General features: G+C 48.4%; 3 protein-coding genes. 1 reads left to right on the forward strand and 2 read right to left on the reverse strand.

The annotated features are described in order from the left end of the window. Positions 1-43: 43 nt before the first annotated feature. Together ACFS7Z_RS18260 and ACFS7Z_RS18265 are read right to left on the reverse strand one after the other, a co-directional pair. Positions 44-7,525, reverse strand: a complete 7,482-nt coding sequence (locus ACFS7Z_RS18260; protein ID WP_377487624.1) for a PKD-like domain-containing protein — start codon at positions 7,523-7,525, stop codon at positions 44-46. 1,250 nt (positions 7,526-8,775) lie between these two features. Beyond that, positions 8,776-15,423 (reverse strand): PKD-like domain-containing protein, encoded by a 6,648-nt coding sequence (locus ACFS7Z_RS18265; protein WP_377487626.1) that lies wholly within the window; start codon positions 15,421-15,423, stop codon positions 8,776-8,778. Between the two features lie 516 nt (positions 15,424-15,939). Here ACFS7Z_RS18265 and ACFS7Z_RS18270 point away from each other — a divergent pair. Continuing rightward, positions 15,940-16,716, forward strand: coding sequence for a PepSY domain-containing protein (locus ACFS7Z_RS18270; RefSeq protein ID WP_377487628.1), 777 nt, complete (start codon positions 15,940-15,942; stop codon positions 16,714-16,716). The last annotated feature ends 159 nt before the right edge of the window (positions 16,717-16,875 follow it).

The raw sequence follows: 16,875 nt of genomic DNA on the forward strand, positions 1-16,875 counted from the left end.
CCCGGCTCTTTCAGCTTTAAACCCTATTAGTTTCTTTTACGCGTTATTCTTTAATCATTTTGATGAACTGGGTGTAGCCACCAATTTGCGTCTTGATAATGTAGAGGCCTCTCGGCAAGCCGGCATCCAGCTTCAGCTTCTCTGTTGTGAAGCCGCTCTCTACCTGCACCTTACGCTGCAGCAGTTGCTTGCCTACCGCGTCTGTCACTACTATCAGCATCTCACCGTCTGTCTCAGAGGCAATGTCGAGCGTCACCTCATCATGGAACGGGTTCGGGAAGGCTATCACCTTGCTGGCCACCTTGTCAAACGTCACCACTTTCGGTCCGAAGAACTCGAAGGTTCCGGCGTGGTCTATCTGCTTCAGGCGGTAGTAGCGGGTGCCGCTCTTGCCTTTCTCCTTGTCTGAGTAGGCATACACCTGCTTGGTATTGGAGTTGCCGTTTCTGCTCTCAACGAAGTCCAGCTTTCTGTAGCTCAGCCCATCTTCCGACACCTGCACTTCAAAGCCCTTGTTATCCTGCTCAGAGGCCGTCGCCCACTCCAGCAGCACGTCGTTGGCTCTCTTGTTGGCTCTCAGGTAGAGGATCTCTACTGGGAGAGGACTGATTGGTTTCTCAGTTATATAACTTGTTGGATTGTAACAGTTGGCACCATCATTTGTTGGTTTAATGTCTACTCTTACATCAAATGTTCCTGGTTGTACCGAGTTGATTTTAAATGTATCAGTTGGTAAATTAGTCAAGTGAGACGTTGTTTGTCTCCATACACCTGTTTCGTCATTCCCAACATACCAAGTATATTCTACTTCAACTCCCGATGGTATATTGGTTCTAACTGTAAAAACAGCTGGTTCGTCTATCATCAAAGGATCTGGATTGGATTCCAGTGTAGGTATAATTGTTTGCATTGAGTTCACGGTAAGTGCTACTGTATTTGAGGTTAGCGTACCGCAGGTGCCGGTTACTCTCACACTGTAGTTTCCTGCATCAGCCTCCGTTGTAGAAGGTATGGAGTAGCTGCTAGCAATTGCACCAGGTATTTCAGCACCATTTTTCAACCACTGGTAGCCTATATTTGTACCAGATGCTGTTACATTGAACGTCGCTCCTGTGCCGACGCAAACAGTCTGAGGCTGTGGCTGTGCAGAAATAGTAGGTGGCGTGTCTACTGTAAGTGCTACTGCACTAGAAGTTAAAGTACCACATGTACCGGCAACTCTAACACTGTAGTTTCCAGCATCCGCTGTCGTCACTGCTGGTATGGAGTAGGTACTTGATATTGCACCAGGTATTTCAGCTCCATTTTTCAACCACTGGTAGCCTATATTTGTTCCTGTGGCTGTAACGCTGAAGGATGCAGGCTGACCTACACAAACAGTCTGAGGTTGTGGCTGGGCTGTTATCCTTGTTAATGGATTAACTATAAGATCCGCTGAGGTTGATGTGACTGACGCAGTGCAGACAGAATTTGTACCATTGCTAACAACCACATAGTAATTACCTCTATCAGTTAAGGCTAAGTTAGAGATAGTAATGGACCTCGTCGTAGCACCGCTTATCTTACCTCCATCCACTAACTGTGCTGTGCTACCAACTTTGTACCAGGCATAGCGTAAATCTGTACCCGTTGCAGTTATAGTAAAGGTTGCGCTACCTGCTTCACATTTTTCCACCGGTGTTGGAAGAGTGGAAGTGATGACTGCAGGCTGATGTACTTTAATCTCAACAGTATTAGAAACCGTTTTACCAGCACACTTGCCTCCTACATATTTGTCAACATCAGATGTAAAGTTTACATGAATCTTATCTCCATCTAAAAAGCTTCCGATAGCTTTACCTGCTGGATCATAATTAAGCTTTATGATGTTTGGATTTTCAGATGATGCATTATAAGGAAGCGTGCCAAGTGAGTAGGTGGTACTTCCTCTTGTCAGAATGAATTCCAACTTTAATCCGATTCCAGCCCAAAATTTGAAATCTCCATCAAGCGTAGCGGTTAGTGTTACTGGTCCACTTGTACACATCGGGTTTGGAGACACTGCAAGACTCACCTCATAATCAGGCAAATCAGCACTGTACATTCTGTAAGAAACCTGGTCAGTCAGTACTGCATCGCAAAGTGCGTCACTTTTAGATGTTACCTTAACATTATAATAATCCTGAGATGAAAGGCCGGCATCACTTGTAGTATACTTATCATTCTTTCTGTTTTGTGTTTCATTCTTTTGCCATTGATATGTAAACTTGCTTGTGTCTATTCTTTCTCCACCAGTAATAATAGGCTTGAAATACCTGTATCCTTGTTCCTTTACGAGTTGTGATGCCTCAGCAGGATATGGATAGTCAGGATTCCACACAGGTAAATTACCAGAGCCCTTCGGTATCAGAGCACCACTCGCATCCACTGGTTCTCCTTTATCATTTACACGATAGGGGTAAACTATGCTGGCATCTCTGTATACGAATGCCTCATAGTCAACATTTTCACCCTGGCAGAATGGATGTGGCTTTGCGGTGATAATAACCCTGTAAGTTGACTGAATAACAGTAACTGTTTTTGAAACAGTACTGGTACAGCTTCCAGTTTTACGGGTGTAGGTGATAGTATGAGTACCTGCTTTTGCGGCACATGGATTGAAATAATACACACCATTACTTAAAGTAACAGCACCTGCAGTTGGAGATGAGAAAACACCTCCTGTTGGTTCGGCTGAAAGGGCAACAGCACTCTGCCCTGTATAGAAGGTGTTAGTATTAGCTATTGTACCAGTAAAGGCAACAGGCAAATTAGGACTAACACTTACTGTTACATTTTGTGTATTACTAGGGCAACCATTGGCTGTCATGGTAATAGCATACACTACATTGATTGCGTTCGCTGTAGTGTTTACCAGCGTCTCATTTATCAGGCTACCCGCTACATTTGACACGGCTGCATTGCTGATGCCTGTTACTGCGGCGCGTGACCAGCTAAATGCTGTACCAGTAGTAGCACTGGTAGCTGTGTAGCTGAAAGCAGAGCCACTGCAAACGCTGGCCGTAAGCGCGCTGTTTAGCCTTGGCGTCGGGTTCACCGTCACCTTCACATCTTGTGTGCTGGCGCCGGCGCATCCGTTTGCTGACGTGCTATAGCGGTAAATTACTTCCACCGGTGCTGTTCCGCTGTTGGTCAGCGTCTGGTTTACCGCACCTGTGCCTGTCGTTCCGCCGTTGCTTGTGATGTTGGCCGCAGCAAGGCGCTCCCAGCTGAAAGAGGCATTGGCTGTCTTGCTTGTCGGCGTGTAGAAGAAAGTGGAACCGCTGCAAATGGCCGGAGGTGTGAGCGTGCTGCTCAGTACCGGTCTTGGATTTACTGTAACAACCACGTGTTGTGGTTCGCCAGCACAACCATTTCTTGAAGTCGTGTAAACATAAGTTACATTAATCGGATCCGTGGTGGTGTTGACCAGCGTCTCGCTCACTCCGCCAGCCACCGGGGTGGTCACGGCCGCGTTGCTGATGCCCGTAACCGCCGCACGGGTCCAGGTGAAAGTGGCCCCTGCCGTAGCACTGGTCGGCGTGTAGCTGAAAGCAGAGCCGCTGCAGATGGCCGCAGGCGTCAACGTGCTGCTTAACTGTGGCCTAGGATCAACAGTTACCACTAGGTTCTGCGGCGTGCCTGGGCAGCCGTTGGCGCTTGTGGTGTAGACGTAAGTTACATTAATCGGAGCCGTGGTGGTGTTGACCAGCGTCTCGCTCACACCGCCTGCCACCGGGGTGGTCACGGCAGCGTTGCTGATGCCCGTAACCGCCGCACGGGTCCAGGAGAAAGTGGCCCCTTCAGTGGCGCTTGTTGGCGTGTAGCTGAAAGCAGAGCCGCTGCAAACGCTGGCCGTGAGCGTGCTGCTCAGCTGTGGCGTCGGGTTCACCGTCACCTTCACGTCCTCCGTGCTGGCGCCGGCGCAGCCGTTAGCGCTTACCGTGTAGCGGTAGGTCACCTCCACCGGCGCAGTGCCGCTGTTGGTCAGTGTCTGGTTCACTGCACCTGTGCCTGTTGTTCCGCCGTTGCTTGTGATGTTGGTTGCTGCTAGGCGCTCCCAACTGAAAGTGGCCCCTGCTGTAGCGCTTGTAGGCGTGTAGCCGAAAGTTGCACCGCTGCAGATGGCCGGGGGCGCGAGCGTGCTGCTCAGCACCGGCCTCGGGTTCACCGTCACCACCACTTCCTGCGGTTCTCCGGCACAGCCGTTGGCGGTTATGGTATAGACATACGTCACATTGACTGGAGCCGTGGTAGTATTCACCAGCGTCTCGCTCACAGTGGCACCGGTGCCGCTTGCCGCCACGTTGCTGATTCCATCCACAGCCGCACGGGTCCAGGCAAAGCTCGGCGCCGGAAGGCTTGTTGTGGCCGTTGTGGCCGTGTAGGTGAAGGGCGCGTTGCTGCAGACAGCCACCTGCGTAGTGGCATTGTTCAGTACAGGCCGAGGGTTCACCTCAACCTTTACGTACTGCAGGGCGCTTTCGCAGCCATTCTCAGTCGTTATCCTGTAAATGTAGGTAACCTCAAGCGGCATAGCCGTTGTGTTGACCAGCTGCTCAGCTATTGCCCCGCTGCCGGTGGCGGCTGGGTTGCTGATGCCCGCTACGTCGGCCCGTGACCAGGCAAAAGTGGAGGTGCCAGCCGCGTTGGTTGCCGGTGTGTAGGAGAAGGTTTCTCCGCTGCAGATAGGGGCCGGTGTTGCCGTACTGGTTAGCAGCACCTCCGGTCTTACCGAGATGTGCACTGTCTCGGGGCTTGTATTCGTGCAGCTGCCTACGATGGCCATCCTGCGGTACCACCTGTCGGCTGTGTGGGCGCCCAGCTGGGCACGGGAAAGGTTTATGCCTGTTGCTCCAGTCAAGGCAGTGAAGGTGGTGTTGTCTGTGCTCACCAGCCACTGATAAGTTACCGGGCCCACAGTTGAAGTTGCCGTGCTTCCCACAATCTCGGCGGGTATGGTGTTGTAGCACACCACCTGGTCACCGTTCTCGGTGCCAATGATGTTGTTGCCCACCACCGTCTCCTGTACTGAGATAGTAGCTGATGTGCTTTCACATGTAGTCGCATTATACTTCACCACTACATAGTATGTTCCAACCACCCCTACCTCAGTGGTTCGGGTGTTGGCAACCTCTACAGGGCCGTTGGCCTCAGCCCTGAACCATGTATATGAGGCGCCTGCCACCTCTGTGGCAGAGAGTAGCGCTGTGCCTGGTGAGCAGAAGTAAGTAAACTGCCCCTGCGTGATAGTTGCTTCAGGACGCGGATTGACTGTAACTGAAACTACATCGGTGAAGCTAACACAGTTACCTGCCTCTACTCTCCTGCGATATTCAATTGCAGAAGCGCTTGTTACAGTTCTTGTTGCAGGCTGGTAGTCTTCGTTAGTATATGTCCCATCTGCATTTGCCCAAGTGCTTGTTCCAGCAGCCCTTTGCTCCCAGAAGTAGGCTACCTGCTGGCTGCCTGCAGTTGCTGCAGCACCGTCGAGCAGGGCGATGTCGTCGCCCGAGCAGACGTTCTGGTCTGCCGTGGCGATGGTGTTGCCAACAATGGCTGGTGTTACCGTTACTGCTACCGGGTCAGAGGTTACCGAGCAGCTGCCGGAGTTGACGGTTCTCCTGTAGTATACAGTGCCTGCCGTGGCAGTAGAGGGAGCATAAGTGGCTGTGGTGGCAACACTGCTCCAGCTCCCTTCCAGACTGGTAGGGCTTTGCTCCCAGAGATAGGTTTTTGCCGTAACGCCGCCTGAGACCGTGGCCGTCAGCGCGGAAGCAGCATCAACAGCCTGGTTCTGGCAGAGCTGCGTGCTGCCGGTTATGGCACCCTGCGAAAGAGCAGGTGTTACATTGATGGTAACAGTTTTAGTGGCAGAGCAGCCATCTGTGGTGCCAACTAAGGTATAGGTTAAAGTCGAGGTTGGTGAGACAGTTACCTCTGTTTCGGTTGTGCCGTTCAATCCCCCACCATACCACTGATAGGAATCTGCGCCACTTGCTGACAATCTAACTGACTCGCCTTGGCAGATTTCTGTTTTGCTGGCATCGAGCACAACATCAGGACGTGGCTTTACAGTAATAGTTCTGATAGTGGCAGGTCCTGGCTTGCCACAAAAGTTGTAAGCTATAACTGAGAGTGTAACCTCTCCAGCATTCCCAAAATTTATGAGAGGATTGCCAGTAGTTCCACCTGAGGCTATAGTTGCATCGCCGGAAACTACAGCCCAGAGGTAGGAACTTACATTTGGCCCTGTTTGCGTAGTGAAAGCTGTGGAATTTGGTGTGTTTGCACAAACAGCGTTAGGCCCTTCTATCGGAAACGAGAAAAGAGCTCTGACACGCTCAGAAATCGGCAGAGAAACACCGTTATTACTTGCCGGAAGTGGATTGTTGACAGTTACATTCACATCACGAACAGAAGACAAATCAGCTGTGGTGAGAACAGTGGTTAGCGTTGTTGAATTCACGAAGGTAGCTGCTCTCGTAACACCGTCGAAGGTAACAGTAGCACCAGAAACAAAATTGGAACCAGTAACGGTTACCGTAGTTTCTGGGTCTCCCACAGTCACGCACTCTACAACGTCTGTAATAACCGGACGCAGGTTATTGACAGTAAAAGCAGTACTGGTTGCAGAGGTCAAACCACTGCTTGAAGCCACCAAAGTATAACCAACACCTGCAGTATTGACACTGGCACCTGTAAAGGTTACCACGCCGTTTGAGATACTGCCTGTGCCGGGTGTCAGCACCCCGCTTAGAGAAGTGTCGGGTGTTCTGGCAAGAGTTACAGCGTTGGTAGCAGCGGACACCGTGTTTCCGAATCGGTCCTGAATGGCAACACTTGGACTTGGCGTTATTGCAGTATTGGTTTCTACTGTAGTAGGCTGTTGAACAAAGGCTAGCTTATTCGGTGCGCCTGGTGTCTGAGACAGAGATATAGGAGTAGCCGTAGCAACTGTAGTTGGTGTTGTGTTTGTTGTGTTAAGAACCTGAACACTTACAAATTTAGGTTGTGTTGGGTCTATAACCCCATTCGTGGATTTGATACTAAGACCTGAAATTGTTATTATATCAGTCTTATTCTGAGCACCATTGCCAGCTTTTAAAGTAAATTCTATAGTTCTTGCACCAGCCCCAGATGCATCTGCTGTATAGACAGGGGTAGTAGTTAGCGTAACCTCGCCTGTTCCATTTCTACTTGCAGAAACACCACTACCAGGAAAAACCCACCCTGTTGGTGCAGTAAACACTATTCTGTAAGAGTTGCTGGAGGCAAAGTCAGTCGTAGCACCCTCTGTGACCACTACATCAGTGATAGGGGTAAAGGTAGTAGTTACAGCTAAATCAGCTGAAAGACTGTAGGAAGCTGCACCGGTGATGCTTATACCAACAGCTGCCTGAATGTAAATTGCTGTTATTATAAAAAACAGTAAGGTACCTGCCGGAACAGTGTACCTCTTCGCACTCAGATAATGCGCAATCAGTTGAGTAAAATTCTTTTGCATAAAAATAGGGTTAGGGTTTTTAAAGCTTGATACTAGGGTATGTGTGGTTTTTATAAGCTTTTAATACAAATCATCTGTACTTATATAGTAACTAATCAGAAAAAATTGATGCATGATGATTTTTAAGATTCAAATGGGAAAAAATATGTCTAAAACAACGGCGTATGATGTGAGTAAGTGGCATACTCTAAATGTTTAGTTATAATTTTTCCCCATTATATTTTATATAGTGCAAGGTATAGTAGAATACTATATTAAACAATACATATATTAAGAATTACTATTATAAGACCTTTACCTATTTGCACGAAATAGGTTACAAATTTCAGAAAAAAAATCTAATATAATAAGCCAAATAAAAATAGATAAAGGTAAAATCATGTGTAAATGGGCAAGAACAAGGAGTGAAAAGCCAATAGAACACAGGGAACTAATAAATGAAAAACCACTTCTCAAATTGCTCCCGGCGTATTTTTTGCACAAAAAAATGTGTTTACTATAAGTTTAATGAGCTCAAAACTAGGTAAGCATAACTCTAGGCATTTTAACTAAGCTTGATGAGTGGAAAATATTCATGCTTACAATGGACCAGCCTTAGGTTCTTTTTTGCATCGAGCACCTGCTAACTCTAAAGACATAACACTATTATCCTAGTGACTCTACCATAAAGCTTTCAAACTGGGACCAAGGAACTGGTGCAGTTGGGAGCCTGGCGCAAGACTTAATTTAGCCTATATGCAGACAAAGCTATAGTTTGCATATAGACCGATAGTGTAAGAATTGCACTATGTTGCTTACTCTAGCAAGGCTAGACACCAAATGTGAAGCAGAAGGTAAATCCTGATGACACATTCACACACTAGCACCAGCATGAAAAACTAGAGTTTCTGCATAGGATTTGTAGGCAGCTTTTAACCTGTGGATGGTTTTGCGGCAGCTATAAATTACCCGCACCTTATGCCTTGTAAGGTAACACCTGCCAAGATGGCAAATATAATATGCTGTTAATCAAAAAGGACGCCATCTTATGGGGCAGTTTCTTACTATGTAGTACAAAGAAACATGAATGACAACATTAAGTGGAAGTGAAGGTTTCGCAAAGTTTCTTTAAGCACAGAGGTCACCGCGGCAAACGGTTTGCTCGAAGCAAATAGATTTGAATGTTAGTTGCAGAGCTTCTGTAAAAGCAAAAGAGCCGGGTAAAATACCCGGCTCTTTCAGCTTTAAACCCTATTAGTTTCTTTTACGCGTTATTCTTTAATCATTTTGATGAACTGGGTGTAGCCACCAATCTGCGTCTTGATAATGTAGAGGCCTCTCGGCAAGCCGGCATCCAGCTTCAGCTTTTCTGTTGTGAAGCCATTCTCTACCTGCACCTTACGCTGCAACAGTTGCTTACCTACTGCGTCGGTCACCATAATCAGCATCTCACCATCCGTCTCAGAAGCAATGTCGAGTGTTATCTCATCATTGAACGGGTTCGGGAAGGCAATCACCTTGCTGGCCACGGCACCAAACGTCACCACCTTCGGACCGAAGAACTCAAAGGTTCCGGCATGGTCAATCTGCTTCAGGCGGTAATAGCGGGTGCCGTCCTTGCCGCTCTCCTTGTCGGTGAAGGCGTACACCTGCTTGGTATTGGAGTTACCGTTCTTGCTAGGAACGAACGTCAGCAGCCTGTAGTTCAGCCCGTCTTTCGACACCTGCACTTCAAAGCCTTTGTTGTCCTGCTCAGAAGCAGTAGCCCACTCCAGCAGCACGTCGTTGCCTTGCTTGCTGGCGTTCAGGTAGAGGATCTCGACTGGAAGAGGTACAATTTCACCGTTGATGAAAACTGCTGGATTATAACAGTTGGTTCCAGTATTCAGAGGTGTAACCTCTACTTTTACATCAAACTCTCCTGGTACTACCTTAGTAATAGTGAATGAATTCTCCGACGAGACAACTCTATTAGTCGCTGCTAGTGTCCATGATTCTGACTCTTCATCACCTGTATACCACTGATACAGCACTTCTACGCCAGTTGCTATGTCAGTTTCAACAGTGAAAGTAGCTGCCTCATCAATCATGACTGGGTCTGGAGCAGAGGTTATTTTACCATCTACAGTTAATAATGGATTTACCGTTAATGTTCCTAGACTTACTGTCTCCTGGTTACATGCTCCGGTGACTTCAACAGTATATACACCGCTCTGTTCTGGCTGGGCATTCGATAAGGTAAGTGTACTGCTGTTATTGCCAATGGAAACATTATCCTTAAACCATTCATATACAAGGTCTCCACCATCAACTCCGGTACCCTCTGCCTCTACACTAAGAGTTATATTGTCTTTCTGGCAGTATGTTCCAGCTGTTCCTGGCGTAGCAACCACCGGTTGGTTTACCGTAAGCATTGCCTCAACAGGGTCAAGAACACCACAGGCACTAGTACCTGATACAATTACACTGTACATAGCTTCATTAGCCTCATTCGGGGAAGTGATAGTGTAGCTACTTTCAGTTGCACCTGCTATTTCAACCCCGTTTTTATACCATTGATAGGTTAATCCAGAGCCAGTTGCTGTTACAGAGAATGATGCGCTTGCATCTCCCTCACAGACAGTTAGTGCACTTGGTCTTGCAGTGATCGCAGGCGGAGTATTAACAGTTATAGAGCCTAATGCTATTGACCCTGTAGTTTCGCATGTAGTGTTGGTGACTACTACGCTTACAGGATATGCAACGTCTGGAGTAAAGGTTCCATCAGCAACTATGGTTAGGCTTTCAGTTGTTGTCTCAATTGTTCTTATATCGGGTGCTACACCTACTGTCCAAATATAAGTTACTTCAGATGTACCAGTTGTCGTAACAGGGGCTGTGAAGGTTTCTGAACTGCCCACACATACTATCGGATTCTTAAGTGTAGGCGTAACAGTCGCAATGTCATTAACATCTAAGATGACCACTGTGGATATCTCTCCTCCAGCACATTTACTATCAGCACGATCCCGACTATCTAAATCAGAAGTGAAGACAATAGATACTTCATCTCCATCAATAAAGCCTCCTTCCGGACCAGTAGTTATTAGTTGCAGTCCAGAAGTATTATTCTCATCTGTATAAGTAGTATTGCCTAATGTATAGGAAGTACCATCTCTTGTTACGATCCACTCTAAATTCAGACCAATCTCGCTCCAATATGGAAATGCAGAATTTAGTGTGGCTGTCAGGGTTACTTCCTCACCCTGGCAGACAGGCTGTGGTGCTGCACTAAGGGTGATACTGTAGTTTGCCTGCTCGGCCGTATATGTTCTGCTGGATATGCGCTTGTTAAATTGAGGCCCACAAGCACCTCCATCAACAGTAACATATGCGGCATAATAATCAAGTGATGATAAACCTGCGTTCTTAAAGTCTTCATCATCAGCACCGATATTTACCTCCTGATTTTTTGTCCATTGTATATTACCAGCTGGAATTGGAACTTCAACCCCATTTCTTACTATAGGATTAAAGTATCTCCAGGCTACCAGTTTGATTCCTTCTGGTGTACCCGCTGGGAACTCGTAGTTTGGATTCGCAACTGGTAATTCCTGAGGTCCTATTGGAGTCATTGTTTCAAGATCTCTCACTGGGTCACCTGCAGCATTTGTCAGGTAAGGGTATATTACCTCTGCATCCCGCCAAACTTTCGCAGTATGAGTCACATTATCGCCTCTACAGAACGGCTTGAACGAAGAGGTGACAACAGCCTTGTAAGTAGATTTCTTTATCGTTACCGTCTTTTCCTCAACGGCGGTACAGGTATTAGGTGCAGTGCCTAGTGTAACAGTATACCTTATAATAACATTTACCTCAGTGGCTGTGCCAAGCGCTGTGCATGGATTGAATGTCGTTCCGCTCACACCTGGTCCGGAAAATGTACCTCCTGTAGTTCCTGTAGGAACAAGTGTAATATTACCTGCTCCGGAGTAAATAACTTGCCCATTCGTAACACCGGAGAAAGTAGCTGTTGGCTGCGGATTAACTCTTACCACCAGGTTCTGCGGCGTGCCTGGGCAGCCGTTGGCGCTTGTGGTGTAGACGTAAGTTACATTAATCGGAGCCGTGGTGGTGTTGACCAGCGTCTCGCTCACACCGCCTGCCACCGGGGTGGTCACGGCAGCGTTGCTGATGCCCGTAACCGCCGCACGGGTCCAGGAGAAAGTGGCCCCTTCAGTGGCGCTTGTTGGCGTGTAGCTGAAAGCAGAGCCGCTGCAAACGCTGGCCGTGAGCGTGCTGCTCAGCTGTGGCGTCGGGTTCACCGTCACCTTCACGTCCTCCGTGCTGGCGCCGGCGCAGCCGTTAGCGCTTACCGTGTAGCGGTAGGTCACCTCCACCGGCGCAGTGCCGCTGTTGGTCAGTGTCTGGTTCACTGCACCTGTGCCTGTTGTTCCGCCGTTGCTTGTGATGTTGGTTGCTGCTAGGCGCTCCCAACTGAAAGTGGCCCCTGCTGTAGCGCTTGTAGGCGTGTAGCCGAAAGTTGCACCGCTGCAGATGGCCGGGGGCGCGAGCGTGCTGCTCAGCACCGGCCTCGGGTTCACCGTCACCACCACTTCCTGCGGTTCTCCGGCACAGCCGTTGGCGGTTATGGTATAGACATACGTCACATTGACTGGAGCCGTGGTAGTATTCACCAGCGTCTCGCTCACAGTGGCACCGGTGCCGCTTGCCGCCACGTTGCTGATTCCATCCACAGCCGCACGGGTCCAGGCAAAGCTCGGCGCCGGAAGGCTTGTTGTGGCCGTTGTGGCCGTGTAGGTGAAGGGCGCGTTGCTGCAGACAGCCACCTGCGTAGTGGCATTGTTCAGTACAGGCCGAGGGTTCACCTCAACCTTTACGTACTGCAGGGCGCTTTCGCAGCCATTCTCAGTCGTTATCCTGTAAATGTAGGTAACCTCAAGCGGCATAGCCGTTGTGTTGACCAGCTGCTCAGCTATTGCCCCGCTGCCGGTGGCGGCTGGGTTGCTGATGCCCGCTACGTCGGCCCGTGACCAGGCAAAAGTGGAGGTGCCAGCCGCGTTGGTTGCCGGTGTGTAGGAGAAGGTTTCTCCGCTGCAGATAGGGGCCGGTGTTGCCGTACTGGTTAGCAGCACCTCCGGTCTTACCGAGATGTGCACTGTCTCGGGGCTTGTATTCGTGCAGCTGCCTACGATGGCCATCCTGCGGTACCACCTGTCGGCTGTGTGGGCGCCCAGCTGGGCACGGGAAAGGTTTATGCCTGTTGCTCCAGTCAAGGCAGTGAAGGTGGTGTTGTCTGTGCTCACCAGCCACTGATAAGTTACCGGGCCCACAGTTGAAGTTGCCGTGCTTCCCACAATCTCGGCGGGTATGGTGTTGTAGCACACCACCTGGTCACCGTTCTCGGTGCCAATGATGTTGTTGCCCACCACCGTCTCCTGTACTGAGATAGTAGCTGATGTGCTTTCACATGTAGTCGCATTATACTTCACCACTACATAGTATGTTCCAACCACCCCTACCTCAGTGGTTCGGGTGTTGGCAACCTCTACAGGGCCGTTGGCCTCAGCCCTGAACCATGTATATGAGGCGCCTGCCACCTCTGTGGCAGAGAGTAGCGCTGTGCCTGGTGAGCAGAAGTAAGTAAACTGCCCCTGCGTGATAGTTGCTTCAGGACGCGGATTGACTGTAACTGAAACTACATCGGTGAAGCTAACACAGTTACCTGCCTCTACTCTCCTGCGATATTCAATTGCAGAAGCGCTTGTTACAGTTCTTGTTGCAGGCTGGTAGTCTTCGTTAGTATATGTCCCATCTGCATTTGCCCAAGTGCTTGTTCCAGCAGCCCTTTGCTCCCAGAAGTAGGCTACCTGCTGGCTGCCTGCAGTTGCTGCAGCACCGTCGAGCAGGGCGATGTCGTCGCCCGAGCAGACGTTCTGGTCTGCCGTGGCGATGGTGTTGCCAACAATGGCTGGTGTTACCGTTACTGCTACCGGGTCAGAGGTTACCGAGCAGCTGCCGGAGTTGACGGTTCTCCTGTAGTATACAGTGCCTGCCGTGGCAGTAGAGGGAGCATAAGTGGCTGTGGTGGCAACACTGCTCCAGCTCCCTTCCAGACTGGTAGGGCTTTGCTCCCAGAGATAGGTTTTTGCCGTAACGCCGCCTGAGACCGTGGCCGTCAGCGCGGAAGCAGCATCAACAGCCTGGTTCTGGCAGAGCTGCGTGCTGCCGGTTATGGCACCCTGCGAAAGAGCAGGTGTTACATTGATGGTAACAGTTTTAGTGGCAGAGCAGCCATCTGTGGTGCCAACTAAGGTATAGGTTAAAGTCGAGGTTGGTGAGACAGTTACCTCTGTTTCGGTTGTGCCGTTCAATCCCCCACCATACCACTGATAGGAATCTGCGCCACTTGCTGACAATCTAACTGACTCGCCTTGGCAGATTTCTGTTTTGCTGGCATCGAGCACAACATCAGGACGTGGCTTTACAGTAATAGTTCTGATAGTGGCAGGTCCTGGCTTGCCACAAAAGTTGTAAGCTATAACTGAGAGTGTAACCTCTCCAGCATTCCCAAAATTTATGAGAGGATTGCCAGTAGTTCCACCTGAGGCTATAGTTGCATCGCCGGAAACTACAGCCCAGAGGTAGGAACTTACATTTGGCCCTGTTTGCGTAGTGAAAGCTGTGGAATTTGGTGTGTTTGCACAAACAGCGTTAGGCCCTTCTATCGGAAACGAGAAAAGAGCTCTGACACGCTCAGAAATCGGCAGAGAAACACCGTTATTACTTGCCGGAAGTGGATTGTTGACAGTTACATTCACATCACGAACAGAAGACAAATCAGCTGTGGTGAGAACAGTGGTTAGCGTTGTTGAATTCACGAAGGTAGCTGCTCTCGTAACACCGTCGAAGGTAACAGTAGCACCAGAAACAAAATTGGAACCAGTAACGGTTACCGTAGTTTCTGGGTCTCCCACAGTCACGCACTCTACAACGTCTGTAATAACCGGACGCAGGTTATTGACAGTAAAAGCAGTACTGGTTGCAGAGGTCAAACCACTGCTTGAAGCCACCAAAGTATAACCAACACCTGCAGTATTGACACTGGCACCTGTAAAGGTTACCACGCCGTTTGAGATACTGCCTGTGCCGGGTGTCAGCACCCCGCTTAGAGAAGTGTCGGGTGTTCTGGCAAGAGTTACAGCGTTGGTAGCAGCGGACACCGTGTTTCCGAATCGGTCCTGAATGGCAACACTTGGACTTGGCGTTATTGCAGTATTGGTTTCTACTGTAGTAGGCTGTTGAACAAAGGCTAGCTTATTCGGTGCGCCTGGTGTCTGAGACAGAGATATAGGAGTAGCCGTAGCAACTGTAGTTGGTGTTGTGTTTGTTGTGTTAAGAACCTGAACACTTACAAATTTAGGTTGTGTTGGGTCTATAACCCCATTCGTGGATTTGATACTAAGACCTGAAATTGTTATTATATCAGTCTTATTCTGAGCACCATTGCCAGCTTTTAAAGTAAATTCTATAGTTCTTGCACCAGCCCCAGATGCATCTGCTGTATAGACAGGGGTAGTAGTTAGCGTAACCTCGCCTGTTCCATTTCTACTTGCAGAAACACCACTACCAGGAAAAACCCACCCTGTTGGTGCAGTAAACACTATTCTGTAAGAGTTGCTGGAGGCAAAGTCAGTCGTAGCACCCTCTGTGACCACTACATCAGTGATAGGGGTAAAGGTAGTAGTTACAGCTAAATCAGCTGAAAGACTGTAGGAAGCTGCACCGGTGATGCTTATACCAACAGCTGCCTGAATGTAAATTGCTGTTATTATAAAAAACAGTAAGGTACCTGCCGGAACAGTGTACCTCTTCGCACTCAGATAATGCGCAATCAGTTGAGTAAAATTCTTTTGCATAAAAATAGGGTTAGGGTTTTTAAAGCTTGTTGTTAGGGCACTTGTGGAACTAACTTGTTTTTACATTTAGCAAAAGCTAGATCTAGCTTTACAAAGAAGCAATAAGAATCATAGTAGTGTAGTTTCAGCCTGTTATTAGCGGCATCTATTGCACTACAAATTGATACACAGTTCTTTATGTGTATTAGTTAGGCGGTAACTGGGCCGAATTCAGGTAATGTTGTACCTTGAACCAGCTTTTTTGACGATTCATTTGCTTGAATGGTATAACTGTCTTTCTATTATATTTAATTTTTCCTATATAATAAATTCCTTAATTAGGATACATGTACAGTTAAAATTTTAATTTGTTTCACTAAATGAAAAAAAATATCTTCAAATGTTACAATAAAAAACTCTAATAAGTAAAAAATATTGCAAAAGCTATTAAAATGGATGTGAACGCACATAAAATTTGAAGGAAGAGCATTAAAAATATTATAGTACTTTCGGTATATTTGCTTAAATTCTTACCTTATGAACCGTAGAACGCACCTACGCATCCGCAGAGCGCACCGCTACTTAGGCCTTTTCACCGGCATTCAGTTTATCTTCTGGACGCTGGGCGGGTTGTACTTCAGTTGGTCAGATATTGATGAGATTCACGGGGATTTTCAGCGGAAAGCGCTGGTAAACTTTAGTAGCCAGATGGCTTTGGCCTCTCCCGCCCTGGTTCTGGAGCAATTGCCGCAGGCAGACTCTGTGAAGTCGGTGAGATTGGTGGAGATATTGGGCGAACCCGTTTACCAGGTTGTTTACTTCGCTAACCACGAAGGTGAAGTAATGCCGCAGACGCAACTGGCTGTAGCGCGAACTGGTGCATTGCGGGGCAGTTTAACAGAGCAGGAGGCTGTGCAGATGGCCCGGAACAGCTTTAGCGAAAAGGTGGAGGTGCAGCAAGTAGAGTATCTGACGGAGGGGCAGGTCGGGAAGCACCATGAGTACCGCGAGAGTCCACTGCCAGCCTATGCCGTGACGATGCAGCACCCTACTAACACAACAGTGTATGTTGCGAATGAGCGGGGCGAGGTATTGAAGTTCCGGAACAATAAGTGGAGGATATTCGATTTCCTCTGGATGATGCATACGATGGACTACCAGGGCCGTGACAACTTCGGCAATCTGCTGCTGCGCCTGTTTTCAATAGTTGGGATGGTCACCATCTTGTCTGGCTTTGCGTTGTACTTTGTGAGCTTCAAAGGTAACCGCAGAAAGGCTGCTGCTGGTTCTTCACGGCCACAAGTAATCAACTAGCCTACTCTTATTTACAGTTTATTACTCTCAGTGCCTGTCACTTCTTCCAGCACCTAATATTCTATTAAAAAGGGTATTCTTTTAAACGAACAAATCCATTCACTTCTGTCATCCTGTAAAGGATCCTGTCCATTACCTACAGTTAAGCCACAAGATCCT

The organism is Pontibacter toksunensis (assembly GCF_042686245.1).
GTDB lineage: Bacteria > Bacteroidota > Bacteroidia > Cytophagales > Hymenobacteraceae > Pontibacter > Pontibacter toksunensis.

Excerpts from the sequence above, each read along its gene's own strand:
- ACFS7Z_RS18260 (WP_377487624.1), bottom strand. The coding sequence starts at position 7,525 with ATGCAAAAGAATTTTACTCAACTGATTGCGCATTATCTGAGTGCGAAG.
- ACFS7Z_RS18265 (WP_377487626.1), bottom strand. The coding sequence starts at position 15,423 with ATGCAAAAGAATTTTACTCAACTGATTGCGCATTATCTGAGTGCGAAG.
- ACFS7Z_RS18270 (WP_377487628.1), top strand. The coding sequence starts at position 15,940 with ATGAACCGTAGAACGCACCTACGCATCCGCAGAGCGCACCGCTACTTA.